The 25,222-nt window shown below is 65.7% G+C and carries 22 protein-coding genes and 1 tRNA gene; 6 read left to right on the plus strand and 17 right to left on the minus strand.

What is annotated here, in order from left to right:
• Nucleotides 1-62: 62 nt before the first annotated feature.
• The 4 genes from ilvD to AC3WJR_RS09250 form a co-directional block, all read right to left on the minus strand.
• Nucleotides 63-1,784: a dihydroxy-acid dehydratase gene (gene ilvD / locus AC3WJR_RS09235; RefSeq protein ID WP_492724406.1), complete on the minus strand. Its 1,722-nt coding sequence runs from the start codon at nucleotides 1,782-1,784 to the stop codon at nucleotides 63-65.
• Nucleotides 1,785-1,792: 8 nt separating this feature from the next.
• Nucleotides 1,793-2,527 carry an N-formylglutamate amidohydrolase gene (locus AC3WJR_RS09240; RefSeq protein ID WP_492724408.1) on the minus strand — a complete coding sequence of 245 codons (735 nt, stop codon included), beginning with the start codon at nucleotides 2,525-2,527 and terminating at the stop codon, nucleotides 1,793-1,795.
• A gap of 202 nt (nucleotides 2,528-2,729) precedes the next feature.
• Nucleotides 2,730-3,554 (minus strand): 4-(cytidine 5'-diphospho)-2-C-methyl-D-erythritol kinase, encoded by an 825-nt coding sequence (locus AC3WJR_RS09245; protein WP_492724410.1) that lies wholly within the window; start codon nucleotides 3,552-3,554, stop codon nucleotides 2,730-2,732.
• Between the two features lie 254 nt (nucleotides 3,555-3,808).
• Nucleotides 3,809-5,452 (minus strand): electron transfer flavoprotein-ubiquinone oxidoreductase, encoded by a 1,644-nt coding sequence (locus tag AC3WJR_RS09250; RefSeq protein WP_492726077.1) that lies wholly within the window; start codon nucleotides 5,450-5,452, stop codon nucleotides 3,809-3,811.
• 156 nt (nucleotides 5,453-5,608) lie between these two features.
• On the opposite strand from AC3WJR_RS09250, the gene AC3WJR_RS09255 reads away from it, so the two are divergent.
• From AC3WJR_RS09255 to moaB, 3 genes are read left to right on the plus strand one after another with little or no spacing between them, the layout of a single operon-like run.
• Entirely contained in the window at nucleotides 5,609-6,364 is a 756-nt protein-coding gene (locus AC3WJR_RS09255; protein WP_492724412.1) for a uracil-DNA glycosylase, read from the plus strand.
• Nucleotides 6,361-8,151, plus strand: coding sequence for a lytic transglycosylase domain-containing protein (locus AC3WJR_RS09260; RefSeq protein ID WP_492724414.1), 1,791 nt, complete (start codon nucleotides 6,361-6,363; stop codon nucleotides 8,149-8,151). Before AC3WJR_RS09255 ends, AC3WJR_RS09260 begins: the two co-directional genes overlap by 4 nt.
• Entirely contained in the window at nucleotides 8,141-8,668 is a 528-nt protein-coding gene (gene moaB, locus AC3WJR_RS09265) for a molybdenum cofactor biosynthesis protein B (protein ID WP_492724416.1), read from the plus strand. The genes AC3WJR_RS09260 and moaB overlap by 11 nt, the downstream gene beginning before the upstream one ends.
• A gap of 19 nt (nucleotides 8,669-8,687) precedes the next feature.
• Here the strand turns inward: moaB and AC3WJR_RS09270 are convergent, their stop codons facing one another.
• The 8 genes from AC3WJR_RS09270 to AC3WJR_RS09305 form a co-directional block, all read right to left on the minus strand.
• Nucleotides 8,688-10,889, minus strand: coding sequence for a fused MFS/spermidine synthase (locus AC3WJR_RS09270; protein ID WP_492724418.1), 2,202 nt, complete (start codon nucleotides 10,887-10,889; stop codon nucleotides 8,688-8,690).
• Entirely contained in the window at nucleotides 10,886-11,422 is a 537-nt protein-coding gene (locus AC3WJR_RS09275) for a GNAT family N-acetyltransferase (RefSeq protein WP_492726079.1), read from the minus strand. The genes AC3WJR_RS09270 and AC3WJR_RS09275 overlap by 4 nt, the downstream gene beginning before the upstream one ends.
• 16 nt (nucleotides 11,423-11,438) lie before the next feature.
• Nucleotides 11,439-12,431 carry a porphobilinogen synthase gene (gene hemB / locus AC3WJR_RS09280; RefSeq protein ID WP_492724420.1) on the minus strand — a complete coding sequence of 331 codons (993 nt, stop codon included), beginning with the start codon at nucleotides 12,429-12,431 and terminating at the stop codon, nucleotides 11,439-11,441.
• Nucleotides 12,432-12,661: 230 nt separating this feature from the next.
• Nucleotides 12,662-14,152 (minus strand): MATE family efflux transporter, encoded by a 1,491-nt coding sequence (locus tag AC3WJR_RS09285; protein ID WP_492724422.1) that lies wholly within the window; start codon nucleotides 14,150-14,152, stop codon nucleotides 12,662-12,664.
• Nucleotides 14,153-14,220: 68 nt separating this feature from the next.
• The gene (locus AC3WJR_RS09290) at nucleotides 14,221-17,064 is read right to left on the minus strand and encodes a valine--tRNA ligase (RefSeq protein WP_492724424.1); all 2,844 of its coding nucleotides are present in this window, start codon (nucleotides 17,062-17,064) and stop codon (nucleotides 14,221-14,223) included.
• 76 nt (nucleotides 17,065-17,140) lie between these two features.
• Nucleotides 17,141-17,644, minus strand: a complete 504-nt coding sequence (locus AC3WJR_RS09295; RefSeq protein ID WP_492724426.1) for a DUF2497 domain-containing protein — start codon at nucleotides 17,642-17,644, stop codon at nucleotides 17,141-17,143.
• A 60-nt stretch (nucleotides 17,645-17,704) separates the two neighbouring features.
• The gene (locus AC3WJR_RS09300; RefSeq protein ID WP_492724428.1) at nucleotides 17,705-19,222 is read right to left on the minus strand and encodes a TolC family outer membrane protein; all 1,518 of its coding nucleotides are present in this window, start codon (nucleotides 19,220-19,222) and stop codon (nucleotides 17,705-17,707) included.
• A gap of 21 nt (nucleotides 19,223-19,243) precedes the next feature.
• A complete protein-coding gene (locus AC3WJR_RS09305) occupies nucleotides 19,244-19,909 on the minus strand; it encodes a protein-L-isoaspartate O-methyltransferase family protein (RefSeq protein ID WP_492724430.1) in 666 nt (221 codons plus the stop codon).
• 210 nt (nucleotides 19,910-20,119) lie between these two features.
• Between AC3WJR_RS09305 and AC3WJR_RS09310 the strand changes: the two genes are divergently transcribed.
• A tRNA-Cys gene (locus AC3WJR_RS09310) sits at nucleotides 20,120-20,193 on the plus strand.
• A 27-nt stretch (nucleotides 20,194-20,220) separates the two neighbouring features.
• Here AC3WJR_RS09310 and AC3WJR_RS09315 read toward each other — a convergent pair.
• Nucleotides 20,221-20,622: a (deoxy)nucleoside triphosphate pyrophosphohydrolase gene (locus AC3WJR_RS09315; RefSeq protein WP_492724431.1), complete on the minus strand. Its 402-nt coding sequence runs from the start codon at nucleotides 20,620-20,622 to the stop codon at nucleotides 20,221-20,223.
• Nucleotides 20,623-20,691: 69 nt separating this feature from the next.
• Here AC3WJR_RS09315 and AC3WJR_RS09320 point away from each other — a divergent pair, with 69 nt between their 5' ends.
• Complete coding sequence (locus AC3WJR_RS09320) at nucleotides 20,692-20,889, plus strand: Flp family type IVb pilin (protein WP_492724433.1); 198 nt, start codon at nucleotides 20,692-20,694, stop codon at nucleotides 20,887-20,889.
• A gap of 133 nt (nucleotides 20,890-21,022) precedes the next feature.
• Nucleotides 21,023-21,190 carry a Flp family type IVb pilin gene (locus tag AC3WJR_RS09325; protein ID WP_354284407.1) on the plus strand — a complete coding sequence of 56 codons (168 nt, stop codon included), beginning with the start codon at nucleotides 21,023-21,025 and terminating at the stop codon, nucleotides 21,188-21,190.
• 103 nt (nucleotides 21,191-21,293) lie between these two features.
• Here AC3WJR_RS09325 and AC3WJR_RS09330 read toward each other — a convergent pair whose 3' ends face one another.
• From AC3WJR_RS09330 to AC3WJR_RS09345, 4 genes are read right to left on the minus strand one after another with little or no spacing between them, the layout of a single operon-like run.
• Nucleotides 21,294-22,241 (minus strand): acetyl-CoA carboxylase carboxyltransferase subunit alpha, encoded by a 948-nt coding sequence (locus tag AC3WJR_RS09330; protein ID WP_492724435.1) that lies wholly within the window; start codon nucleotides 22,239-22,241, stop codon nucleotides 21,294-21,296.
• A 12-nt stretch (nucleotides 22,242-22,253) separates the two neighbouring features.
• The gene (locus AC3WJR_RS09335; protein WP_492724437.1) at nucleotides 22,254-23,192 is read right to left on the minus strand and encodes a tyrosine-type recombinase/integrase; all 939 of its coding nucleotides are present in this window, start codon (nucleotides 23,190-23,192) and stop codon (nucleotides 22,254-22,256) included.
• The gene (locus AC3WJR_RS09340; RefSeq protein WP_492724439.1) at nucleotides 23,189-25,099 is read right to left on the minus strand and encodes a hypothetical protein; all 1,911 of its coding nucleotides are present in this window, start codon (nucleotides 25,097-25,099) and stop codon (nucleotides 23,189-23,191) included. Before AC3WJR_RS09340 ends, AC3WJR_RS09335 begins: the two co-directional genes overlap by 4 nt.
• The gene (locus tag AC3WJR_RS09345; protein ID WP_354284399.1) at nucleotides 25,059-25,196 is read right to left on the minus strand and encodes a hypothetical protein; all 138 of its coding nucleotides are present in this window, start codon (nucleotides 25,194-25,196) and stop codon (nucleotides 25,059-25,061) included. The genes AC3WJR_RS09340 and AC3WJR_RS09345 overlap by 41 nt, the downstream gene beginning before the upstream one ends.
• Nucleotides 25,197-25,222 lie beyond the last annotated feature (26 nt).

A 25,222-nucleotide genomic window follows, 5' to 3' on the forward strand; every position in this document is an offset into this window, starting at 1 on the left:
TCCGCCGTCCGCCCGATGCCGCCGCCGGGAGAACCGGCGGCGATAGCGACCGGTCCCTCGCCTCAGATGTCCGCGTAAACATGACGTTCGGTTGCTGCCCCAGGATGCGTTACCGCGCCCTTATAGGCAGGCCCGACCGTCTGCGAATAGCGCCAGAGCGCGCCCGACTGGTAATCGTTGACGCGTGCGACCCAATTGGCCTTGCGCGTCGCCAGCGTGTCCGCGTCGACGTCGAGGTCGATCGTCCCCGCTTCGGCGTCGATCCGGATCGTGTCGCCATTCTCGACGAGGGCGATCGGCCCGCCCTCAGCCGCTTCGGGACCGACGTGGCCGATACAGAACCCGCGAGTGCCGCCGGAAAAGCGCCCGTCGGTGATCAGCGCGACCTTCTCGCCGAGCCCGAGGCCGTACAAGGCCGCGGTGGTCGACAGCATCTCGCGCATGCCGGGACCACCCTTTGGTCCTTCGTAGCGGATTACGATGACTTCGCCCTCGTTGATCGCACGCGCCTCGACTGCCGCGAAGCAATCCTCCTCGCAATCGAAGACGCGCGCCGGACCTTCGAACTGGAGCCGGTGCATCCCGGCGACCTTGACGATCGCGCCATCGGGCGCGAGCGAGCCACGCAGGCCAACCACGCCGCCAGTCGCCGACAGCGGCGTCTTGACGTCGTAGATCACTTTCTGGTCGGGGTTCCACGTCACCTGATCGATGTTCTCGCCGAGCGTCTTGCCCGTCACCGTCATGCAGTTTCCGTCGAGGAACCCGCCCGCCAGCATCGTCTTCATCAGCATGTAGACGCCGCCAGCCTCGTACATATCCTTGGCGACATACTTACCGCCGGGCTTGAGGTCGGCGATGTAAGGTGTTGATTTAAAGGCCTCAGCGACATCGAACAGATCGAATTCGATCCCCGCTTCGCTCGCCATCGCTGGCAGGTGCAATGCCGCGTTGGTCGATCCGCCGGTCGCCGCCACGACGCGGGCTGCGTTGATGAAGGCTTCGCGCGTGCAGATGTCGCGCGGGCGGATGTTGCGGGCGATGAGCTCCATCACCTGATTGCCCGCCGCGATCGCGATCTCGTCACGGCCGCGATACGGTGCGGGCATCATGTTCGAATTGGGGAGCGACAGGCCGATCGCCTCGCCGACGCACGCCATCGTGTTGGCGGTGAACTGGCCACCGCACGCGCCGTGGCCGGGGCATGCGACTTTCTCGAGCTCGATCAGCTCCTGCAGCGGGCAGCCGCCCGCCGCATATTTGCCAACCGCCTCGAACACGTCGACGACGGTGACGTCCTTGTCGTGGAACCGCCCGGGCAGGATCGATCCGCCATACACGAAGATGCTCGGCACGTTGAGCCGCAGCATCGCCATCATCATTCCCGGCAGCGACTTGTCGCAGCCAGCGAAGCCGACCAGCGCGTCGTAGCAATGCCCGCGGACCGACAGCTCGACCGAATCGGCGATCACTTCGCGACTGACGAGCGAGGATTTCATCCCCTGATGCCCCATCGCGATCCCGTCGGTCACGGTGATCGTGTTGAAGCGGCGGGGCATGCCACCGCCCGTGATGACGCCTTCCTGCGCGGCATCCGCCTGCGAATCGAGCGTGGTGTTGCAAGGCGCGGAGTTGTTGCCGGCGCTCGCCAGGGCGACGAACGGCTTGGCGATGTCCTCCTCGGCGATCCCCATCGCGTAATAATAGCTGCGGTGCGGGCTTCGCTCGGGCCCGACCGAAACGTGACGGCTGGGGAGCTTCGATTTGTCGAAAGTGCGTGTCATGCGCGCGCCTATGTCGCGACAGCACCCGTTTGCGCAAGTCTATTACGTATCTCGACCAAAATCGGGGCGAGAATGTCGCGCCACCGCACGACGCCCGCATTGTCCGCCAACAGGTCGTTGCGAACCTCGATCGCAATGCTGGGGATCCCCCGCGCTTCGCCGTGACGGTTGAGCGTCGCGTTGAGCAGGCGGCCGGAATAGGGTTCGTTGTCGCCGACCACCAGTCCTTGGTCTCGCAGCAGGGCCAGCGCGAGATCGGCGGCGCGGCGATCTCGGTTCGAGAGAATCCCGATGTCCCAAGGCCGCGTCGGACCATCGGCGGTTTCGAGACGCGGTGTGAAGCTGTGGATCGATGCCAGCAACGTGGGTTTAACCGTTCGAATCACGTCATTTAAAGTCGCATGATACGGCTGGTAGAAACGCGCGATCCGGTCGAACCGGTCTGCCTCGACATTGCCGGGAATGGCGTGGCCATCACTGACTGCTGGAATGAGTCCCGGATGGTCCGGCTGCCGGTGCAGATCGATTACCAGCCGCGAAACCGTCGCAAGCACCGCTGGTGCCCCCAACGTGGTTGACAGCGCCTCGGTCAACGGCGCCGTCCCGATATCGACGCCGATATGCTTGTCGAGCAATGCCGGGTCGATCCGTAGATCGATCCCCGCGGGCGCGGCATTCGATGCGTGATCGCAGATCAGCAGGATGCCGCCCGGAACACCGTCGAGGACGATCGGGCGGCTCATGCGCGCGGTGGGGCGACGAAGTTGCCCGCGTCGCCCCTGAGCCTGAATGACGCGCGGCGCGACCGCGGGCCATCGACGGATGCACCACGGAGAGCGGTAGACCCATCGTGCATTCCATCAGCAAACATCGCGCCAATCCCCGTTTCGCGCCATTCGGTGTTGGCCGCCGCCGCACTGCGTTCCATAGTGATACACCTTTCTGTCACGCGAGTGCCGTTTCAAGACACCACCAGTCTGGTTGGTCTGCTCGAATGGTCGCGGCAGCGGCGCTCCGATCCGCGGCAGTGGCGTACAGCGCGAAACACGTCGCACCCGACCCCGACATTCGCGCGAGCAACGGATTGCCCGCACCGAGCCGTTCGAGCACCGCATCGATCGCGGGGGCCAAAGCGCGCGCCGGGGCCTCGAGATCGTTCCGCCCGGCAAGCGCCAGCCCCAGCACGTCGCCGTCCGGCATGGGGCCACGATCGACCCCGTCCCACGCCTTGAACACCGCCGCCGTCGACACAGCGACCCCCGGATTGACCAGCAGCACCGGCATCCCCGACGGCCCGTCGAGCCGTTCCAGCCGCTCGCCACGCCCCAGCCCCAAAGCGGTGTGGCCGAGCAGACAGGCCGGCACGTCCGACCCGAGCGCCTCCGCGATCTCGAACAGGCGCGGATCGTCGATGGCAACGTCGTTCGCCCGTGCCAGCGCCCGCAGTGCTGCCGCTGCATCCGCCGAACCACCACCGATCCCGGAGGCGACCGGCAGATGCTTGTCCAGCGTGAACGCCCCCCCGACGCTCGTGCCGAACCGCTCGGCAAACGCCCGCGCCGCGCGCAGGACGAGATTGTCCCCCTCGCCCGACAGGCCCCCCGCGAAGGGCCCGGTGACCGCTAGCGACAACGCGCCAGGCGCGAGCGTCACCGTGTCGCCGTCCGTCACGAAGGCGAACAGCGTTTCCAGTTCATGATAGCCATCCGCCCGCCGCGCCCGGACATGGAGCGCAAGGTTGACCTTGGCGGGAGCGCGTTCGGTGATCATCGGGCCAGTCCAACCATTTCCCTTCCCCGGCGGAGGCCCGGGCCAGTCGTGGCCGGTCTATGGCGAGCACCGCGCGCGATAACAACGCCCTTCGCAACTGGACTCCGGCCTGCGCCGGGGGAGAAGCAGGCTCAAACCATTGCCCTTCCCCGGCGAAGGCCGGGGCCCAGTCGTGAATGGTCCATGACGAGCGTCACGCGCGCCAACAACGCCCTTCGCAACTGGGCCCCGGCCTTCGCCGGGGAAGAAGCGAGTCACATATTCGGATAGTTCGGCCCGCCACCACCCTCGGGCACTACCCAGGTGATGTTCTGCGTCGGATCCTTGATGTCGCACGTCTTGCAATGCACGCAATTCTGCGCGTTGATGACGAACTTGGGGTCGCCCTCTTCCTCGCCGACGATCTCGTAAACCCCCGCCGGGCAATAACGCTGCGCAGGCTCGTCGTAGAGCGGCAGGTCGTATTTCACCGGGATATCCGGGTCCGCCAGCTTGAGATGAACCGGCTGGTTCTCCTCGTGATTAGTGTTCGAGATGAACACCGAGGACAGCCGGTCGAACGTCAGCACGCCGTCGGGCTTGGGGTAGGTGATCGGATGCACCTGGTCCTTGCGCCACAGCGTCTTGTGGTTGGCGTGGTGCTTCATCGTGAAGGGCATCTTCACGCCCCAGCTTTCCAGCCACATCGTCACGTTCGCGAGCCCCGACCCGACCAGCTCGCCGAACTTCTCGACCAGCGGCACGACGTTGCGGACGATCGACAGCTCCTTCTTGACCCAGCTGTCCTCGAACGCCGCCGGATACGCCACCAACTCGTCATGCTGGCGCTGCGACGCGATCGCCTCGACCGCGGCTTCGGCGGCCATCATGCCCGACTTCATCGCGGTATGCGTACCCTTGATCCGCGGCACGTTGAGGAACCCCGCCGAACAGCCGATCAGCGCCCCGCCCGGGAACACCAGCTTGGGGATCGACTGCAACCCGCCATCGTTGATCGCGCGCGCGCCATAGGACACACGCTTGGCCCCCTTGAGGATCTCCGCGATCGCAGGATGCGTCTTCCAGCGCTGCATCTCGTGGAACGGCGACAGATGCGGATTGGTGTAGCTCAGCCACGTCACGAACCCGAGTGCGACCTGACCGTTCGCCTGATGATACAGGAAGCCGCCACCGTTCGAGCCCGGCGTCTCGTTGAGCGGCCAGCCCTGCGTATGGATCACGCGCCCGGGCACATGCTTGTCGGGCGCGATGTCCCACAATTCCTTGATCCCGATCCCGTACACCTGCGGCTGGCTGTCGCGCGCAAGATCGAACTTCGCGATGATCTGCTTGGACAGCGACCCGCGCACGCCTTCGCTGAGGAAGGTGTACTTCGCGTGGATCTCCAGCCCCGGCGTATAGTCGGGCTTGTGCGAACCATCGCGCGCAACGCCCATGTCGCCGGTCGCGACGCCCTTCACCGAGCCGTCGTCATTGTAGAGGATCTCGGCCGCGGCGAACCCGGGGAAGATTTCGACCCCCAGCTCCTCCGCCTGCCCCGCCAGCCAGCGGCACAGATTGGCCAGGCTGCCCGTATAGGTGCCCTTGTTGTGCATGAAGCCGGGCGTGATGAAATGCGGCACCGCGCGCTTGCCGCGCTTGGACAGCATCCAATGCTGGTTGTCGGTCACCGGCACCTCGGCGAGCGGACAGCCCATATCGCGCCAGTCCGGCAGCAATTCGTCGAGCGACTTCGGGTCGATCACAGCCCCCGACAGGATGTGCGCGCCGACTTCCGACCCCTTTTCGAGGACGCAGACCGACAGCTCGATCTCGCGTTCGGCCGCAACCTGTTTCAGCCGGATCGCGGCGGACAGGCCCGCAGGCCCCGCTCCGACGATCACAACGTCATAGGGCATCGACTCACGCTGGGTTTCGGTGTCGCTCACGGTGTCTCTCCACTGCGGTTGGGGCAGCGCGGTCTCGTCGCGCACGCGGAACGTCCGGCCCCATCGCTATGAAAACCGAGTGCCAGTGAATTGACCTTCGCGTCAACATAGGACTCTAAGGAACGCATGGGGGCGGACCAGAATATCGATTGGCAAATTGCCGCGGCGAGCGTGCTCGAATGGTGGCGCGATGCGGGCGTCGACACGCTTGCGGATGAAGTCCCACGCGACTGGACCGCCGCCCCTGCACCGGTCGTCCGCGAAACGAAGCGACACGCCGTAGCGGAACCCTCCGCTCCGGTCGCAGCCCCCTTGCCCACCACGATCGACGCCTATGTCGCCTGGCGGACTGGGCCGGAAGCCCCCGAAGCCGACTGGTCGGGCTCACCCATTTTTGCGAGCGGCGATCCACAATCCGACATCATGATCGTCACCGACGTCCCCGATCGCGACGATACCGAATCGGGCGCGGTGTTGAGCGGCGCGGCCGGGCGGCTGTTCGACCGGATGCTCGCCGCGATCGGGCGCGACCGTAATTCGGTCTATATCGTACCGATGTGCACGATCCGCCCGGTCGCCGGGCGCATCGCACCCGAGATCGAGCAACGGTTGAGCCAGCTGATCCGGCACCATGTCGCAATAGTGGAACCGAAGCGGCTGTTTGTGCTAGGGAACGCGCCGAGCCGTGCGCTTACCGGGGCCGATGTGGCGCGGTCGCGGGGAAGTTTGCAATTGGTTAATGTGGAAGTTGGACAATCCGGCAGCACCATCGCCGTCGAGGCCGTCGCCAGTTTTCATCCGCGACTGCTGCTCGAACGGCCGGCGGAAAAGGCACGTGCCTGGAAGGACTTACAAATGCTTATCGCGGGGTTAGGCGCATGAGCGCAAAACGGTTTCTGTCGGTCTCGCTGACATTGGCAAGCGCGCTGACGCTTGCTCCGGGAATGGCGCAGGCGGCGATCGAGCCGGCGACCGTCGAGACGGCCAACGTTCGCGCCGCGATTCCCCCGCAGCTCGATCCCGAACAGCGCGAAGGGTATCGCGCGGTGTTCGCCGCGATCCGCGAGCAGAAGTGGCTCGATGCGCAACTCGCGCTCGACGTGATGAAGCCGGGTCCGCTCCACGCGATCGCCCGCGCCGAACTGCTCACCGCCAAGGGGTCGCCCAAGGCGGATCTCGATCCACTGCTCAAGCTGCTGTCCGAAGCGCCCGAATTGCCGCAGGCGCGCCAGCTCGCCACGATGGCCGCCTCGCGCGGCGGCGTCGGCCTGCCCCCGCTTCCCGAGGCACGGGCACTGATCTGGATCGACGGCGCGCCGGTGCGCAAGCGTGCGCGCAGCCTGGTCGCAGGCGACATGATCGCCGCCGAACTCGCGATCAAGATGCAGCCCTATGTCAAGGAGGACCGCGGGTCCGAAGCGCAGGCGTTGCTCGAATCGACCCCCGGACTGTCGCAGGACTCGATCACCGAGTGGCAGCGCAAAGTCGCCTGGATGTATTATCTCGCGGGCGACGACAATAACGCCCGCGCGATGGCCGCCAAGGCGATGACCGGATATGGCGACTTCGCGGTCGAGGCGATGTGGGTCGGTGCGCTCGCGGCATGGCGTCAGCATGATTGCGTCGCAGCCAGCGCCGCTTTCCAGAACGTCGCGGCGCGTGCGGGCGATGTCGATCTCCGCGCGGCGGGCCTGTACTGGGGCGCGCGCGCCGACATGCAGTGCGGCCGCCCCGACAAGGTCGAGGGCCGACTGAAGAACGCATCGCAATATCGTGAGACCTTCTACGGCCTGCTGTCGCGGCAGGCGCTCGGCATCAAGGATGCGCCGCTCAAATCCAACGCGAAGGTATTCGCGGGTGACTGGCAGGCGCTGGAACACCGGCCCAACATTCATGTCGCTGCGGCGCTGGTCGAGATCGGCGAGAACGGCCTCGCGGATCAGGTGATCAAGCAACAGGCACGGATCGGCACCGCAGCGGAATATCCCGCGCTCGTCCGCCTGACCTCGGCGCTCGATCTTCCCTCCACGCTCGTCTGGCTGTCGCACAATGGTCCGCTCGGCGCGGCACCCCCGGTCGAGGCGCGCTTCCCCGCCCCCAATTGGACTCCGGACGGTGGCTGGCGCGTCGACAAGGCGCTCGTCTATGCGCACACGCTCCAGGAATCACGCTTCCGCACCGATGTCGTCAGCAAGGCCGGCGCTTACGGTCTGATGCAGGTGATGCCGAGCGCGGCGACCGATATCGCGCGCAAGCAAGGCCGGATTTTTGATCGCACCGCGCTGTCGCGCCCCGGCACCAACATCGAGGTCGGCCAGAGCTATCTCGAGCAATTGCGCGACCAGAGTTGCACCAACGGGCTGCTCCCCAAGGTCATCGCCGCGTACAATGCTGGCCCCGGTCCGGTGCAGGCCTGGGACGCGCAGGCGCATGATGGCGGCGACCCGCTGCTTTACATCGAATCGATCCCGTACTGGGAGACGCGCGGTTATGTGACGACCGTCCTGCGCAATTACTGGGTGTATGAAGCGCAGACCGGTCGCCGCGCGTCGGTCAGCCGCGCTGCCCTGGCGCAGGGGCTTTGGCCCCGCTTCCCGGGGATGAAGGGCGCCACCGCGGTCCGCCTTAGCTCCAGCAACGCTCGTCAGGCGGTCGCCAGTGCCAATTGATCTGAACGCCGACTTCATCCCCGTCCGGATTGCCGTCCTGACCGTTTCCGACACGCGCGGGCTTGCCGAGGACCGTTCGGGCGACACGCTGATCGCGCGGCTGGGCGAGGCAGGCCATGTCCTCGCCGAACGCGAGATCGTGAAGGACGATGTCTCGCTGATCATTGCGGTGCTGCATCGCTGGATCGATGACGAATCGGTCGATTGCATCATCACCACCGGCGGCACCGGTGTGACCGGCCGCGACGTCACCCCCGAAGCGATCGAACGAATCGCCGAGAAGATGATTCCGGGGTTCGGCGAACTGTTCCGCTGGCTGAGCTTCAAGACGATCGGAACGTCGACGGTCCAGTCGCGCGCCTGCGCGTGCGTCACGCGTGGCACCTACATCTTCGCGCTGCCCGGTTCGACCGGCGCGGTGAAGGATGGCTGGGACGGCATTCTCAAGGACCAACTCGACAGCCGCCACAAGCCCTGCAACTTCGTCGAACTGATGCCGCGCCTGCGCGAGCGCTGATCTTTCCCGTCGACGGTTCCTACAGCCCCTTTACCAACGGCAGGATCGACGAATAGCCGTCGCTCCACGGTACGAACCCGGGGCGGCCGCGAGTCGGTTTCCATGCCGCGTCACGCGCCTGCAAGACGCGGATCGTCGCCGGGTCGCGGGACAGGGCGATCCACTGCGACATGGTTGCTCCGGGCGCCGAGTAGAACAAAGTGGCGGCCTGCCAGCCTCCGGCCTTTGCGGCAGCCGCAACGACCGGTTCGAGGTCGAGGAACCGGTTTGAGATATGCACCAGCAACAGCCCGCGCGGGGACAGTACGCGCGCATAGCTGTCGAACGCCTCGCGCGTCATCAGGTGCATCGGTACCGCATCCGATGAAAACGCATCGAGCGCCAACAAATCGAGCGTATCGGTCCGCTGCTTTGCGATATTGACCCGCGCATCCCCGATCACGATCTTCGGGTCGGGGAGGCAGTTCGACAGGAAACTGAACTGTCCGCTGTCGCGCGCGATCCGGACGATCGCGGGATCGATCTCGTAGAACCGCCAGTCCTGCCTCGGCCGCGCATAGCAAGCGAGCGTCCCGGTCCCCAGCCCGACGACGCCCACGCGCGCGCGCGGACCGTACAGCACCGGGAGCGCCTGCATCGCCTGCCCCACGCCGGATCCCGGCACGTAATAAGCAGTCGGGGTGCGTTCGCGTTGCGGCGATCCGCGCAATTGCGTGCCGTGTACGGTCGTACCATGCGCGAGTTGCTGTTCGGTCGGCGTACTATGAACCGTATAGATCCCGAAATAGCTCCGCGTCCGCGCACCGGGCTCGAGCGAAATGGCGATCGCCTGATACCCGCCAAAGGCAATCAGAACCCCCACCAAGGCAAAACCGAACGCAGGCGGGGTCCCGATCGCGAGCACGCCGACTGCTACGACGATCAGCAGCATCGCCTGCTGCAACGATGACGGCGCATCGCCCGTCGTGTGATCGAGCAAGACAACGGCGACCAGCGCAGCGATGATCAGCGCAACGGCCCACAGCAGGATGCGCCGCCGCTGCGGATTGCCCTGCCAGACGCGCTGCAACGGCGCGAACATATAGGCGTGCGGCGTCAGCACCCCTGCCGCGAGAATCAGGATCGGATATTCATACGTCCAGTCGAACAGCATCGGCGCGACCAGTGCGCTGAACACGCCGCCAAGCGCACCGCCGAACGACATGGCGAGATAGAAGCCGGTCAGCCGGTCGGGTTCGGGCCGCAGGCGATACAGCCCGGTGTGCAACGCGACCGACACGAGGAACAGCAACGCCAGCGCCATGATCGCGCCGAGATACGGCATTCCCGGCATCCCGCTGACGAGGATCCCGCCGAACAACAGGATCGCGATCGGCGCGATCCGCGTCTGGATGTCCGCCGCGGTACGATCCCGTGCGAACGCAATCGTGAAGCTCAACAGATACAACGCGAGCGGAATCACCCACAGCAACGGCATCGCAACGATGTCGGTGGTGATGTAGGTCGACGTCGCCAGCATCAGCCCCGACGGCACGAACGCGAGGAGGATCCAGTGCGCAACCCGCTTGCGCCCCGGCGGCGCGGAGGTGACGGGCGTCGCCGCCTGCAGCGGCCGGTCGCGCGGCAACGTCCCCGCACATAGCGCAACCAACAGCCCGAGCAGGATATAGCCGCTGCTCCACAGGATCCGCTGGTTGAACAGCGTCATCATCGGTTCGACCAGCAACGGATAGGCGATCAGCCCCGCAAAGCTGCCGAGGTTGGACGCCGCGTACAGCGCGTACGGGTCCTGCCCCTTGCACGCCAGGCTGAACCAGCGTTGCAACAGCGGCGACTGCGCCGAGACCGCGAAGAACAACGGCCCGATCGACAGCACGAACAGCCACGGCACCCAGAACGCAGGCGGCACCCCCGGTCCCGGCTGCAACCCGCCCAGCCCGATCGGCAGCCACAGGGCCGCGATCAGCAGCACCCCCAGATGCACGCGCCCCTGCAACCGTGGTTCGAGCCGCCCGAGCCAGTGCGCATAGGCGTATCCGCCCAGCAGCAGCGCCTGATACACCAGCATCGCCGAGTTCCACACCGCAGGCGCCCCGCCGAGCCGGGGCAACGCCATCCGCGCGACCATCGGCTGGACGAGGAAGAGCAGGAACGCACTCGACAGGATCGTAACCACGAACAGCGGGCGAACCCCGCTGCGCGGCCTAGGCAAAAGCATCATGCACGCGGCCGATCGATCCGATATTGGATGTGTCGTTTCAACGGACTGTCGTCCGCAACCAGCGGATGGTCGAAATCGCCATCTGCGATCCGGTGCATCCCGATCCGCTCCATCAGTCCCCAGCTCGCCGCATTGGCGGGCACCGTGATCGCGGCGATCTCGCGCGCGGACAGATGGGCCCAGGCCCAGTCGAGCGTTGCGAGGGCTGCCTCGCGCGCGTACCCCTGCCCCCAATAGGCTTGCGAAAACCGCCACCCGATCTCGAGCACGCCTTCGATCGGTGTGTCGGGGGCACCCGGCTTCAACCCGCAAATTCCCGTCATAGCTCCATCCGTGCGCCGCTCGACGATCCAGAAGGCGAAGCCATGCTCGGCCTGCGACGCGTGCATCCGCGCGATCATCGCATCGAGTGCCGCTTCGTCCGCGACGGGGAGCAGATACTGCATCACCGCCGGGTCGCGGCATTGCGCCCACAGCGCCGCACGGTCGCGGGGCTCAACCATCCGCAGGATCAGCCGCTCGGTCTCGATCATGCGCGCAGGCTCGGTCTCACGCGCCGAGCAACCGGGCGGCATGCGCGGCGTGATAGGTCAGCACCCCCGCCGTCCCCGCGCGCTTGAACGCCATCAGGCTTTCCAGCACCATCGCATCGCGGTCCGCCGCGCCGGCGGCCACCGCGGCCTCGATCATCGCGTATTCGCCGGATACTTGGTAAGCAAATACAGGCACTTGAAACTCAGATTTCACCCGCAGGATGATGTCGAGATACGGCATACCCGGCTTGACCATCACGCTATCCGCGCCTTCCGCCAGGTCCAGCGCGACCTCGCGCAGCGCTTCCTCGGCATTGGCCGAGTCCATCTGATAGGTCTTCTTGTCGCCCTTGAGCAGCCCGCGGCTCCCCACAGCATCGCGGAACGGACCATAGAAGGCGCTCGCATATTTGGCGGCATAGGACATGATTTGGACATTGTGGTGCCCGCCCGCCTCCAGCGCCTCGCGGATCGCGCCGATACGCCCGTCCATCATGTCCGATGGCGCGATGATATCCGACCCGGCCTCAGCCTGCGTCAGCGCCTGCTGGACGAGCGCCTCGGACGTCACGTCGTTGACGACATAGCCCGCCGCATCGACCAGCCCGTCGTGCCCATGCGTGGTATAGGGATCGAGCGCGACGTCGGTCAGCACGCCGATTTCAGGCACCGCGTCCTTGAGCGCACGGATCGCGCGGCACATCAGATTGTCGGGGTTGAGCGCCTCGCGCCCATCGTCGGTGCGCAAATGCGACGGCGTGTTGGGGAACAGCGCGACGCACGGAATGCCAAGATCCCGCGCTTCCCGCCCGCGTGCGACGATCCCATCGATCGACCAGCGCGATACGCCGGGCAGCGCGGCGATCGGATCCTCGACGCCCTCGCCCTCGGTAATGAACAGCGGCCAGATGAAATCGGCGGGCGTCAGCACGGTTTCGGCGTGAAGCCGGCGGCTCCAGCCACTGGCGCGCGTACGACGGAGGCGGAGTGCGGGGTATTGAGCTGTCATGCAACGCGTTCTGGAACTTCGCCGGGGGTCGCGCAAGGTTTAGAACGCGATAGCGGCGACAGCAGATGGGGGCTCCCCCTCCCCCCACATTCCGTCATCCCCGCGAAGGCGGGGATCCATACTGGCTGACCTGGGGTAACGAACGTGGCGCTAATGGATCCCCGCCTCCGCGGGGATGACGAATGGGGTTTGGGTGCCGCCCCAATACCAGGCGTAGCCCCGTTCCCGAATCACCCCGCCGGATGCAACCGCCCGCCCGGCTCCGCCGGGTTCTGGCTCTGCTCGCTCGCCTCTCCCTCGGGGACGACCAGCCGCTGTTTGCGCCAGCCGCCAAAGCGATAGTAGCCCACCGCCATCACGAAATTGGCAACCGACCCCAGCGGAAAACTCCACCACAGGGCATCCGCCCCCAGCGACGGCTGGAACGCCAGTGCGAAACCCAGCCGCACCGGATACATCGCGATGAACAGCATCGTCAGCGGCGCCCATACCGCACCGTTCGCGCGCACGGTCGAGAACAATACCATCGTCATCCCGAAGATGATGAAGTTCCAGCTGGCCAGCACCTGGATATGCCGCGCGATCGGCAGTGCCGCACTCTCGCCGCCGAGGAACAGCAGCATCACCGGTCGATCGAACGCGATGATCGCGATCACCATCGTCGTCGTCAGCACCGCGCTGAACACCAGCCCCGCGACGGTGATGCGATCAACCCGCCCCCACAGGCCCGCGCCGATGTTCTGCGCCGCCATGCTGCTCACCGCAGCGCCGACCGCTAGCGCAGGCATCTGGATATAGCCCCACAGCTGCATCGAGATGCCGTAAGCCGCAGTCGTGTCGACGCCGTAGCGGTTGACCAGCCCGGTCATCGTCAACGCCGCCACCGACACGACCAGCATCTGCGCGCCCATCGGCAAGCCCTTGAGCAGGATCGTCCGCGCCAGCGCCGCCGACGGGATCAGATACCCCAGCTCCGCGCCGCGCAACCGGATCGGCAAATCGCGCCGGTAGATGAAGGCGAGCAACCCGAGCGATGCGACATGGACCGAAATGAGCGTCGCGACCGCCGATCCCGCGATCCCCATTGCAGGCATCCCGAACCACCCGCGAATGAACACGGGGTTGAGCCCGCTGTCGAGCAGCACGCTGAGCGCGGTGAACCACAAGGGCGTCACCGAATCGCCGACACCGCGTAGCGCCATGCCAAGCAGCACCAGCAACATCGTCGCAGGCAGGCCGAGGAAGATCACCCGCAGATACGCAAGCGCGAGCGGTTGCACACTCGGCGGGGTCGACAGGCTCGTCAGGATGTCTGGCGAGAAGATCCAGCCCAGCGCCGCGATCACGACCGCACCGCCCATCACCAGCCCGATCGACGCACCGAACGCGCGCCGCGCCGCCTCGACGTCGCGTCGTCCGATCGACTGGCCGATCAGGATCGTCGCCGCCATGCCGAAGCCGAAGACTGCGGCGAACATCAGGAACATGATCGTATTGGCGTTGGCGGTCGCCGCGACAGCGCCTTCGCCGAGAAACCGCCCGACCCAGATCGTGTTGATCGACCCGTTGAGCGATTGCAGGATGTTCGACCCCAGTGTGGGGAGCGCGAACGCGAGCAACGTCCACGCGATCGGGCCGGTGGTGAGGTCGCGCTGTTTGCCCCCCCTCCCGCGTGAAGGCGGGGATGAAGGAGGGGCTGTTATCTCACCAACGTCGCTCACAGACCCTCCCCTGACCCCTCCCGCAAACGGGAGGGGGATTGTGCGTTCGCCAGCGTCAGCCGGCTATCTCACCCCAAACGCGCCAGGGCAGCGCTGAGACGCTCGGCCTCGGCGGATTTTTCGGCATGATCGGCGCGGGCCTTCTCGACCGCCTCGGGCTTGGCGCGTTCGACGAAGCTCGGGTTGTTCAACCGACCGGCGAGCGCGTCGCGCTCCTTGGCGGCGGCTTCGATCCCCTTGGTGAGCCGCGCGCGTTCCGCATCGAGGTCGATAACGCCTTCGAGCGAGATATGGACCGTCACGCCTTCGCCGAAAACTGGGATATCGCTGGTAGATACCGTCGGGCTAGGCTTGTCGACCAATGCGTATACGTCGGTAATACTGTCCAGATTGACCCGCGCGAGCCGTTCGATCCACAAGCGTTGCCGCTCAACGCGCGCTAGCGGGTCAGCCCCACTCGCCCACACGACCGCGCGCAGACGGGCGCCCGGCGGAACGTTAACTTCGGTGCGCGCCGCGCGAATGTCCGACACCAATCGGATTAGCCAATCAATCTCCTTACTTGCCGCGGGATCGATCGATCGCGCATCCGCAATCGGCCAGCGCGCGACGATCAGGTTGGTCTCGCGCGACCCCATCGCGTTCCACAGTTCCTCGGTGATGAACGGCATGAACGGGTGGAGCAGCACGAGGATCTGGTCGATCACCCAGCCCGCGACGGCGCGCGTCTCGTCCGCGTCCGGCCCGGTGGCGGGCGCGTCCATCTGGCCGAGCACCGGCTTGATCAGTTCGAGATACCAGTCGCAAAAGCGGCTCCACACGAACTGATACACCGCATTCGCCGCACCATCGAAGCGCAGGTCTGCAAGCGCGAGATCGACTTGCTGTACGGTCGCGATCGTTTCCGCGACGATCCACTTGTTGACCGCAAGCGTCGTCACCGGCGCTTCGAGCGTCTTGCTCGCGCCGATGCCGTTGCCTTGCGCGAAGCGGCATGCGTTCCACAGCTTGGTCGCGAAGTTGCGATAGCCCTCGACGCGCTTCTCATCCATCTTGATGTCGCGGCCCTGGCTCTCCATCGCCGCCATGAAGAAGCGCAGCGCGTCCGCGCCGTACTGGTCGATGAGGCCGAGCGGGTTGACGACATTGCCCTTCGACTTGGACATCTTGGCACCGTCTGCCGCGCGGACAAGACCGTGCAAATACAGGGTCTTGAACGGCACATCGCCCATGAAGTGCAAACCTTGCATCATCATGCGAGCATCCCAGAAGAACAGGATGTCGAACCCGGAAATGAGCACGTCGTTGGGATAACGACCGCCCAACGTTTCCTTTAGCCCCTCCCCTTCAGGGGAGGGGTTGGGGTGGGGCCGTCCAGCAAACGCCCCGCTCTGCGAGGCATCCCCCACCCCTGGCCCCTCCCCTGAAGGGGAGGGGTAAGAAGGAGAAGAAGTGCCATCCCAACCCAGCGTCGCAAACGGCCACAGCGCCGAGGAGAACCACGTATCCAGCACATCGCTGTCCTGCGTGAGCGCAACGCCCTCACCCGCCTGCGCCTGAGCCTCGGCCTCGCTCATCGCAACGAACACCGACCCGTCCTCAGCGAACCACGCCGGAATCCGGTGCCCCCACCAAAGCTGCCGCGACACACACCAAGGCTGGATATTCTCCATCCAGTTGAAGAACGTCTTCTCCCACGTCTTGGGCACGATCTTGATCGCCCCAGACCGCACCGCCTCGATCGCAGGCTTCGCCAGCGTCGCCGCATCGACATACCATTGGTCGGTCAGCCACGGCTCGATCACCACGCCCGATCGATCGCCATAGGGCGTCTGGATCGTGCGCGGCTCGGCGTCATGCCCCGCGCCGTCCTTGTCGACGTGCGGGATCAGGAACCCCTCCGCCTTCAACTGCGCAACGACCGCCTTGCGCGCTTCGGCGGTGGTGAGCCCGAGGAACGCCTCGGGGATCAATCCGTCCGCAACCTGCACCACCCGCGCCTTGGCATCGAGCATGTTGAGCATCGCGCCCGCCGCGATCCCCGCGCGCTTGCCGACCTCGAAATCGTTGAAGTCATGCCCCGGCGTGATCTTCACCGCACCCGACCCGAGCTCAGGATCGGCATGGTCGTCGGTGATGATCGGGATCAGCCGCCCGGTGATCGGCAACCGCACCTGCTTGCCGACCAGCGCGGTATAGCGCTCGTCCGATGCATTCACCGCAACCGCCATATCGGCGAGCATCGTCTCGGGCCGCGTCGTCGCGACCTCGATGAAGCCCGAACCGTCTTCGAGCGGATAGCGCAGGTGCCAGAAGCTCCCCTTGATCTCGCGAGTCTCGACCTCGAGGTCGCTGATCGCGGTGCCGAGACCCGGATCCCAGTTCACCAGCCGCTTGTCGCGGTACAGCAAGCCATCGCGATGCAGATCGACGAACACCTTGAGGACGGCCTTGGAAAAGCCCTCGTCCATCGTGAACCGCTCGTTCGCCCAGTCCATCGAGCAACCGAGCCGACGGAGCTGCTGCGTGATCTCGCCGCCGCTCTCTTCCTTCCACGCCCACACCTTGTCGACGAACTGCTCGCGCGTGAAGTCGGTGCGCTTCTCCGGCGGGTTGAGCGCGCCCATCTGCCGCTCGACCACCATCTGCGTCGCGATCCCTGCGTGATCGGTCCCGACCACCCACAGCGCATCCTTGCCCTTCAGCCGCGCATGGCGCGTCAGGATGTCCTGCAACGTGTTGTCGAGCGCATGGCCGATGTGGAGCGAGCCCGTCACGTTGGGCGGCGGATTGACGATCGTCCAGGGTTCGGCACCGGGACGGTCGGGTCGGAACTGGCCGGTCGCCTCCCAATGCGCATACCAGCGCTTTTCGATTTCGGCGGGGTCGAAGGTTTTGGGGAGTTCGCTCATGATGCCATCGGCTTTAGCCGGGGACGCGCAAAAAGAAAGGGCGCTGGCACCTGTAGGCCTAGGCGCAGGACCGCGGCTATTTGCCGGTGATGCGGTCGATCTCTTTCGCGACCATTGCTTCCACCATGGTCGGCAGGTTCGCATCGAGCCATTCACGCAGCATCGGGCGCAGCATCTCGCGCACCATCGATTCGAGCGTATCGCTCCCCGGCGTCTCGGGCTTCACCACCAGCCGCGACAGCGTATCGAACGGCCCGCGGGTTGCGGCAGCGGCACTCTGCGACAGGATTCCCGGAGTTTCGGGCGGGCTTGGCGGCGCGGGCGGACGCGGTGTCGAAGCGGGGTCCGCGGCGGTCGCGCCATCCGCGGGTTCAGGCTGCGACACGGTGGGGGGCGTTACCGGCGGCACCGTCGGCATCGCGGCGGCAACGGCTTCGCGCAGTTCCAGAATGTCGTCGCGGACCGCGGGGTCGACATCGCCGCGGCGCGCAAGACTGCGATCCGGACGCTTGGTCCGCCCCGGCAAGGTGTCGTTTTCCTCGGCAATGATGCGTTTGATCGATGAGAGGATGTCCTCCATCGATGGCTCTCCGCTCAAATCCGCCATCGAAACCCCCGCGAAAGAAACCTACTCGCCGCGTCAGCGGTTCTTCGTCTGCTCACCTGCGGTAATCTGCGCGCTCCTGTCAACTGGTCGCGAATCGAGCATCGGGTCGAGCGCACGGGTGACCGCCGCGGTCTGGGCGGGCGTATCGGTCGTTCGCGTTCCCGTCACCGCCGGATCGGGCTGCGACGAAAAGTCCCAGATCTTGCCGCGGACGCTCTCGTAATGCTTGACCGGATCATACAGCGGTCCACCGTCGAGCCCTAGGTCGCGCGCTTCCGCCTGCCCCATCGATGCGAGCAGTGCAAAACCGGCTACATACGCGTCGCGACGTGCTGTAACCAGTGTCACTTGGGAGTTAAGCAGCTCCTGTTCGGCATTCAAAATGTCTAGAATTGTGCGGTTTCCGACACTGTTTTCGGCGCGCACGCCCTCCAGCGAGAGCTTGTTCGCGTTGACCGCCACCTCGCTCGACGCGATCACGTCGAGCGATGATTTCCATACCGCATAGGCGGAACGCGCCTGGGCGATGACGCTCCGCTCGGTCTCGGTCACGCGTTCGATCGATTGCGCGCGCGCGTCCTGCGCCTGGCGAATCTGTGCGGCCGGCCGGCCACCCTGGTACAGCGGCAGCGTCAGACCGAGCCCGACCGTTGCCGCCGTGCCGGCCTGGGCGATCGCCACGCCCGTGCCCGACCCCAGCGTTCCCAGATAGTTGTAATAGTTTCCGCCGACATTGGCATTGATCCGCGGCAGCCGGTTGGCGCGGGCCACGCCAATGTCAAACCCCGTCGCGTCGCGTTCCTTTGCCGCCGCCAGCAGCGTCGGGTTGTTCCGCAGCGCAACGGTAACAGCACCGTCGGGATTGGCGGGCAGGTTGGGCAAGCTCGGCGGCAAGTCCAGCCGCCCCGGCACAGCGCCGACCAGACGAATATAGCTTTCCCGGCTCGAAATCAGCCGCGCCTGCGCCGACTGCAACTGGCTCTGTGCAAGCGCCAGCCGCGCCTCCGACTGCGCAACGTCGGTCCGTGTCAGATCGCCAACCTGAAAACGATCGCGGCTGGCCTGCAAGTTAACGTCCAGGACGCGTACATTCTGCGTGTTCAGCCCGACGATCGCCTCGTCGCGGATGACGTCCATATAGGCGCCCACCACCGCCGAGAAGAGGTCGGATTCCGTACCGCGCAAACCCATTTGGCCGCCTTCGACCCGTGTCTGCGCGGCGCGAATCCCGTTGCGGACCGCGCCGCCCGCATAAAGCGGTACCGAAATCGACGCACTTGCCGTCCCGCTGCGATCCGGCGCGACAAAGCTGTTCTGTGCCTTGATGACGTTTTCGGTGAAGGCGCTCTGCAACTGCACGTTGGGCAAAGCCTGCGATCGGGCGATCGGCACATTCTCGTCGATCGCCCGAAGGCTAGCACGCTGCGCAGCGAGCGTCGGGTTGCTTGTATAGGCCTTGATCAGCGCATCGCGCAGCGTTTCCGCGGAAAGCGGAGCCGCCGCTATTACCATCACCACTGCAGAGCCGCTCAGAAGGGACAGAAATCGCATCGCAGGCGGCTCTTTTCTTGGTCAGAAAGTGAAGGAACGCGGGCTGGCGAAGCCCGGCAATGGTACGCAATCGATGTCGGCGAAATCGAGCAGGGCGAAACCGCCAGCGGTACGACGCCCGGCCGCCAGCCGGGTCACGCCGCGATCCGCGATGCCGCTGACGATCCGGCCGCCGATAGCAAGCTGATCGACCAGAGCCTGCGGCACGGCATCGACCGCACCATCGATGAACAGGACGTCAAACGGTCCGTCCGACGCATGGCCTTCATGAAGCGGCGCATCGACCACCGTGACATTGGCATGACCCGCCAATGCCGTGCGCGCAATCGCCAGCAGCGCCGGATCGCTCTCGACCGCGACCACCGAGGCCACCAGTTCGGCGAGTACCGCCGCGGTGTACCCGCCGGCAGCACCGATCAGCAGCACGCGATCCGTTGCGCGCAGCTCTGCCTGGGTCAGCAAGCGTCCGGTCGCGATCGGCACGTTCTGCGCACGTCCGTGGCTCAGCGGAACCGACGTATCGCGGTATGCAAGCTCAGCCACCGTTTCCGGCAGGAACGCCTCGCGTGGAACCAGGTCCATCGCGGCTACGACCCGCGGGTCACTGACTGCGTTGGTCCGCAACTGGCTCGCGACCATCGCATGGCGCATGGCCGTCATATCCTGCTTGCGCAAATCCAAATTCATGATGCCACCCTCGTCGCGGTACTGTTATAGTGCAACAATACACCTATCGTCAATGCACCGCTTCTACCGTGCGTCCTCTACTTCGCCAAGCGAGCGCTTGTTTCAAATGCGTCTCTGTCGGTTTTGGGTAAACAGCGCGTTAACTGCGTTGCTTTTTTTGACCGCGAGAGTTGACAGCGCGACGATCCGCTTGCATCTGCGCCGCTCTCCGGCCCGATGGCGGAGTGGTGACGTAGAGGACTGCAAATCCTCGCACCCGGGTTCGATTCCCGGTCGGGCCTCCAATATTCAAGCAGGTTGCGCGCTGTCGGCTATGCCGATGACGCCAGCGCGGCTTCCAGAACGGCAATGAACGGCGCGTCTGCCGGCGGCATTTCAAGTTGCCGCAAGCCCGCCGAATGATGCCACGCAAGCGCACTGGCCTCCAACGGGCGCGGGTCGCCACGCCATTCGCGACACACGTACAGCAGCAGCAGAAGTTGCCGGTCGGTCAGCGGCATACTGGCGAACGTCAAGGCGGTCAGCGCCGTGGCGTCGATGTCGATCGCCAGTTCCTCGCGCAATTCGCGCACCAGGGCGTCCTCTGGCGACTCCCCTGGTTCCACCTTGCCCCCTGGAAACTCCCACAGTCCTGCCAAAGCCTTGCCGGCAGGCCGGCGCTGTACGAGGACACGCCCGCGATCGTCGATCAGCGCTGCCGCGACGACCATCATGACTGGAAACGCAGCACTGGGTTTAGGCATTCGGTAACGCTCTCCTGGTAACGGTGCGGGCTTCTTTACATGGCCGGGGGTATTGCCGACATGATCGTCGGAATAATAAAACGGCTGTTTGCCGACCGCACCGGTGGCACTGCGATAGAATATGGATTGATCGTTGCGCTGGTCGTGATCGCGACCGTCGCAGCGATCGTCCAGCTTTCCAATGTCACGACGGGAATGTGGAACCGCGTCAGCACGGCGGTCATCACGTCCAGTTAGCGTGTCGAAGCGGCGCCAATCAAAATGAAGCGCCGTTTAAGCCTTTCTAAACCCGCCGCGCCTACATCGTTCAGCGTTGGCCCGGCGCACCGGTCCGACCGGGTATTGAAGCCATCCTACGGAGATCCAAATCATGAAGACCGTCCGCAACCTGATCAAGAACTCGAAGGGCGCGACCGCAATCGAGTACGGCCTGATCGCTGCTCTCATCGCCGTTGCCGCGATCACCGCGATGTCTGGCCTTGGCTCGAAGCTGAGCAACACGTTCAATAATGTTTCGTCGAAGATGGTTCAGTCCTGAGCCTCGACCCGGACTTGACGCTGGGGGAGCGGTGGAACTTCGGTTCCGCCGCTCTTTGCGTTTCTGGCGTACGCAGCCCCAATCCGTCGTTGCCGGCTTGAAATCAGAGGCGTCCCATCGCCAGAAACTTCTTGCGCCGCATCTGGCGCAACTCGGTCGGCGCGAGGTCGACCAAGCGGGTCAGTGCCGCACCGATTGCGTCACCTAGCGAAGCGATCGCCGCCGCCGGATCACGCTGCGCACCGCCCAGCGGCTCCGGAACGATCGTATCGATGACCCCAAGCCCCTTGAGGTCCTGCGCTGTCACCTTCATCGCCTCAGCCGCATCTGCTGCCTTGTCGGCCGTGCGCCAAAGAATCGACGCGCACCCTTCGGGCGAGATGACCGAATAGACGGCGTGCTCGAACATCAGCACGGCGTTGCCCGCCGCAAGCGCGATCGCACCGCCGGAGCCGCCCTCGCCGACCACTGCCGCAACCATCGGCACGCCAAGCGCAAGGCATTGCTCGGTCGACCGGGCGATCGCCTCGGCCTGGCCACGTTCCTCGGCCTGAATGCCCGGAAACGCGCCCGAGGTATCGACCAGCGTCACCACGGGCAGACCGAAGCGATCCGCCAATTGCATCAGCCGGATCGCCTTGCGGTAGCCTTCCGGCTTGCCCATGCCGAAATTATGCCGCAACCGGCTGGCGGTATCGTCACCCTTCTCGTGGCCGATCACGAGCACGCGGCGCCCGCGGAATGTCGCGAACCCGCCGAGAATCGCCTGATCGTCGCCAAAGGCACGGTCGCCCGCAAGCGGCATCCAGTCGTCGAACAGACCAGCGACATAATCCTTGAAATGCGGACGTGCGCCGTGGCGTGCGACTTGCGTCTTCTGCCACGGGGTCAGCTTGGTGTAGGTATCGCGCAATAGCTTGTCCGCCTTGGCCTGCAAGCGCGCGATTTCGGCGCTCAGGTCGACGGTGCCGTCCGCAGCGGTGTCCCGCAATTCATCGATCTTGCCCTGGAGTTCGGCGATCGGTTTTTCGAAGTCGAGGAAGGTTGCCATAACCTCGGGCGGTTAAGCCCCACGCGGCGTCGCGTCAACGCGCCGCTGCTCGTCCGCCAGCGGATGCCGTGCGTTGACCAGCGCGACGAGATGGCTCGCATCGACATGCGTATAGATTTCGGTCGTAGCGATGTCCGCATGACCGAGCATCGCCTGCAACGCGCGAAGATCGGCACCGCCCGCCAGCAGATGCGTCGCGAACGCGTGGCGCAGAACGTGCGGACTGACCCGGTCCGGTGGAATACCCGCCTCCGCCGCCAGGGCCTTGAGCAACTGGTACAAGCGGATACGGCTGAGATGCGCCTTGCCCGAGGGGAACAGCCACGGGCTGTCCTCCGCGACGTACTCGCGCCAGATCGCCACCGCCGCGCGTGCCCGATCCGACAGCGGAACGAGCCGTTCCTTGCCGCCCTTGCCGCGCAGGATCAGATACGGCCGGTCGGGCGCCACCGCTCGCCGCGGTAGCGACACCAGTTCCGTCGCGCGCAATCCCGATCCGTACAGCAACTCGACCAGCGCGGACAGACGCAGGTCGTTGGGATCCGGCGGATCCCGCGCGATGCGATCCGCGATTGCGCCGAACAGCCGGTCGACGTCCGCATGATCGAGCACTTTAGGCAACCCGCGCGATGCGCCCGGTCGCGGCAATGCGGCACCCGGGTCATCCATGCGATGCCCTTCCTCCGCCAGGAATGCGAAGAACCTTCGCAACGCCGCCGATTTGCGGGCGACGCTTGCCTTCGACAGGTCAAGCCACGCCGTACCGACCCGCGTGAGATCATTCGCCGACGCCGCGGCAAGACGACCGCCCAGGACACCCGACGCGAGCATCAGGTCGCTCCGGTACGCGGCGACGGTGTTCTTCGCGGCCCCCGCCTCCGCTGTCATCATCTCGAGAAACCGTTCGATCAGCGCACGGTCCTCACCCGCCCCGGGTGGGGGCGTCGTCAAAGCCGTGCGATCGCCTCAGCGGCGATCATCCGGGCTTCGCCGACCATCCCGACCGATCGGAGCGCCGCACAGACGTGATAGAGCGCCTCAGGCGGAATGCCGCGCCACGACCGTGACTGCATCCCCGTCGCCGCGAGCAGGACGACCGTACCCGGTTCATCGTCCAGCGCCGCCTTTGAGATCGCGCGAGTCCAGCTGTCCGCTCGGCTCACGGGAACGTTGAGCGCCTCGGCACCCTGCGTCACGTCCGCCGCCGAGAGCCGACCCAACCCGGCTAGTGCGGCAAAGAACATCCGCCGCTTCAGGCCATCGGCATCCTTTGCACCGGCATAAGCGCTCACTTCGCCATAACCAATCACCGCCCCCGCCGGATCGGCCAGCGTGAGCATCGCCCAGCCGTCACTGCCCCGCTCCGCCTTGCCACCCCACCGCAGCGCCTGCGTATCATATCCGGCACTGAGCATTGCCGCGATCAGCCGGTCGGTGTCGGGCTTCACCAGCGACATCGGAATCCGCGCCGCAGCGCTTGCCGTCAACACAAGCCGCGAATAGCGCGCCTCATCGTCCTTGGGCTGATCCCAGACCTTGCCCAGCGCATCGGCCCGGGCATCGGCATCGGTGCCTTCATAGGCGGTGCGCAAATTGCGCGCGACACCCGCCGGGGCGGAAGGCTGATCGTCCCCGGCATCGATCGCCGCGTACAGATCGACCAGCGCCGCGCTCGACAGGATACCGCGGGCGGCGGCGATATCGGCTGCGGCCGCACGCACACCGGGGGCCAGGCTCGGCGACAGGGCACGCCACCCCTGAACTGCGGGCGAGCTCGACTCGAGCAGACTTTCCGGAATCTCGACGCCCGTCGCGGTCGCGAGCCCGAAGCGCCATGCGGTGAGATAGGGCACGCTGTCCCATTCGATCGTTACCGCCTGCCGCGCACGGCCACCATTTCCGATGACTTTTTGCGCAAGCAGGAGATCGACCCCGCCGGCAATCCGCGACTTGCGGGCGGCGGCGAGCATCGGTTGCGCCTTGGCGGCGGTTCCGGAGAGCCCGGCACACATGGCCCGCGCGAGCACCCACCCGCGTTCGCGCCCGAGTGCGGCACCATCCTCTGCGGCCGGACACAGCGCTGCGGGGTCGCCAGAAGCGAGCGCCGCCTGCATCGCGGCCTCGAACATCTTGGGCGTATAGTCTTCGGTATCCACCGCCTGCGCCATCGCGCGTGCAGCAACCGATTCGCCCATCCGGACGAGCAACCAAGATCGCTCTGCTGCGAAGTCCGCGCCGTTGACGCCGCGCGGTGTGTCGACCCGCGCCATCAGCGCGCGACGCAAGGCGATCGACAGCCACCGGGACGCAAGCGGGGGACGCAGACGCCGCATCAGCGTTTCGAGATAGCGCCCGTCCGCGCGACCGAATGCATCGGGTGCCATCGCACCTTCGGTCGGCCCCGCGACACCGACGCGGCTCAGCGAACGGCGCGCGTAACTCGGCATGTCGGCGCGGACGAAGGCGGCGAAGTCCGTCGGGGAAGGCGGCGTCGCCAGTGGCGTCGGTGTCGCGCCGGGTGCGGGCACGTCAGTCGGCAGCAGCGGTACGAGCGGCGGCGCGGGTGGCAATGTCGTCGGAACGACTACCGGGGCGACCGGCGACACCGCCCGCGGCGTTGCGCTCGGCGAAGGGTTCGCGCCAGGCGACGACACGGGCGCTGGCCGCGCGCGCGGGCGCGCCGGCGGTGCGACCGGTGCCGGGTTGGGATCGCCGAACCCCGGCGGCAGAATCGATTCGGGACCTTTTTGCCCCGCGGCGGGAATCGTCAGCGTCGCCGCGAGCACGGCGGTCGCGAAGATCGCCGGTAGCGCGCGACTACTTCTGAAGGTTCGCAAGCGGCACGGCCTTCTCGACATGCTTCAGCGGCTTTTCATGCGCCACCCCCGACAGCGCGAACAGGCCGCCGACCAGGACGGCCACGACGACCAGAAGCACGAGAAGCAAGCGGGGCATGGGCAAGACCTGTAACGGACCGAAAA

The sequence above is a fragment of the Sphingomonas sp. FW306-05-A genome (genome assembly GCF_058782275.1).

Bases quoted from the DNA above. Each gene is read 5' to 3' on its own strand.
- ilvD (WP_492724406.1), bottom strand. From the start codon at position 1,784: ATGACACGCACTTTCGACAAATCGAAGCTCCCCAGCCGTCACGTTTCG.
- AC3WJR_RS09240 (WP_492724408.1), bottom strand. From the start codon at position 2,527: ATGAGCCGCCCGATCGTCCTCGACGGTGTTCCGGGCGGCATCCTGCTG.
- AC3WJR_RS09245 (WP_492724410.1), bottom strand. From the start codon at position 3,554: ATGATCACCGAACGCGCTCCCGCCAAGGTCAACCTTGCGCTCCATGTC.
- AC3WJR_RS09250 (WP_492726077.1), bottom strand. From the start codon at position 5,452: ATGCCCTATGACGTTGTGATCGTCGGAGCGGGGCCTGCGGGCCTGTCC.
- AC3WJR_RS09255 (WP_492724412.1), top strand. From the start codon at position 5,609: ATGGGGGCGGACCAGAATATCGATTGGCAAATTGCCGCGGCGAGCGTG.
- AC3WJR_RS09260 (WP_492724414.1), top strand. From the start codon at position 6,361: ATGAGCGCAAAACGGTTTCTGTCGGTCTCGCTGACATTGGCAAGCGCG.
- AC3WJR_RS09270 (WP_492724418.1), bottom strand. From the start codon at position 10,889: ATGATGCTTTTGCCTAGGCCGCGCAGCGGGGTTCGCCCGCTGTTCGTG.
- AC3WJR_RS09275 (WP_492726079.1), bottom strand. From the start codon at position 11,422: ATGATCGAGACCGAGCGGCTGATCCTGCGGATGGTTGAGCCCCGCGAC.
- hemB (WP_492724420.1), bottom strand. From the start codon at position 12,431: ATGACAGCTCAATACCCCGCACTCCGCCTCCGTCGTACGCGCGCCAGT.
- AC3WJR_RS09290 (WP_492724424.1), bottom strand. From the start codon at position 17,064: ATGAGCGAACTCCCCAAAACCTTCGACCCCGCCGAAATCGAAAAGCGC.
- AC3WJR_RS09295 (WP_492724426.1), bottom strand. From the start codon at position 17,644: ATGGAGGACATCCTCTCATCGATCAAACGCATCATTGCCGAGGAAAAC.
- AC3WJR_RS09300 (WP_492724428.1), bottom strand. From the start codon at position 19,222: ATGCGATTTCTGTCCCTTCTGAGCGGCTCTGCAGTGGTGATGGTAATA.
- AC3WJR_RS09305 (WP_492724430.1), bottom strand. From the start codon at position 19,909: ATGAATTTGGATTTGCGCAAGCAGGATATGACGGCCATGCGCCATGCG.
- AC3WJR_RS09315 (WP_492724431.1), bottom strand. From the start codon at position 20,622: ATGATGGTCGTCGCGGCAGCGCTGATCGACGATCGCGGGCGTGTCCTC.
- AC3WJR_RS09320 (WP_492724433.1), top strand. From the start codon at position 20,692: ATGGCCGGGGGTATTGCCGACATGATCGTCGGAATAATAAAACGGCTG.
- AC3WJR_RS09325 (WP_354284407.1), top strand. From the start codon at position 21,023: ATGAAGACCGTCCGCAACCTGATCAAGAACTCGAAGGGCGCGACCGCA.
- AC3WJR_RS09330 (WP_492724435.1), bottom strand. From the start codon at position 22,241: ATGGCAACCTTCCTCGACTTCGAAAAACCGATCGCCGAACTCCAGGGC.
- AC3WJR_RS09340 (WP_492724439.1), bottom strand. From the start codon at position 25,099: ATGTCGAGAAGGCCGTGCCGCTTGCGAACCTTCAGAAGTAGTCGCGCG.
- AC3WJR_RS09345 (WP_354284399.1), bottom strand. From the start codon at position 25,196: ATGCCCCGCTTGCTTCTCGTGCTTCTGGTCGTCGTGGCCGTCCTGGTC.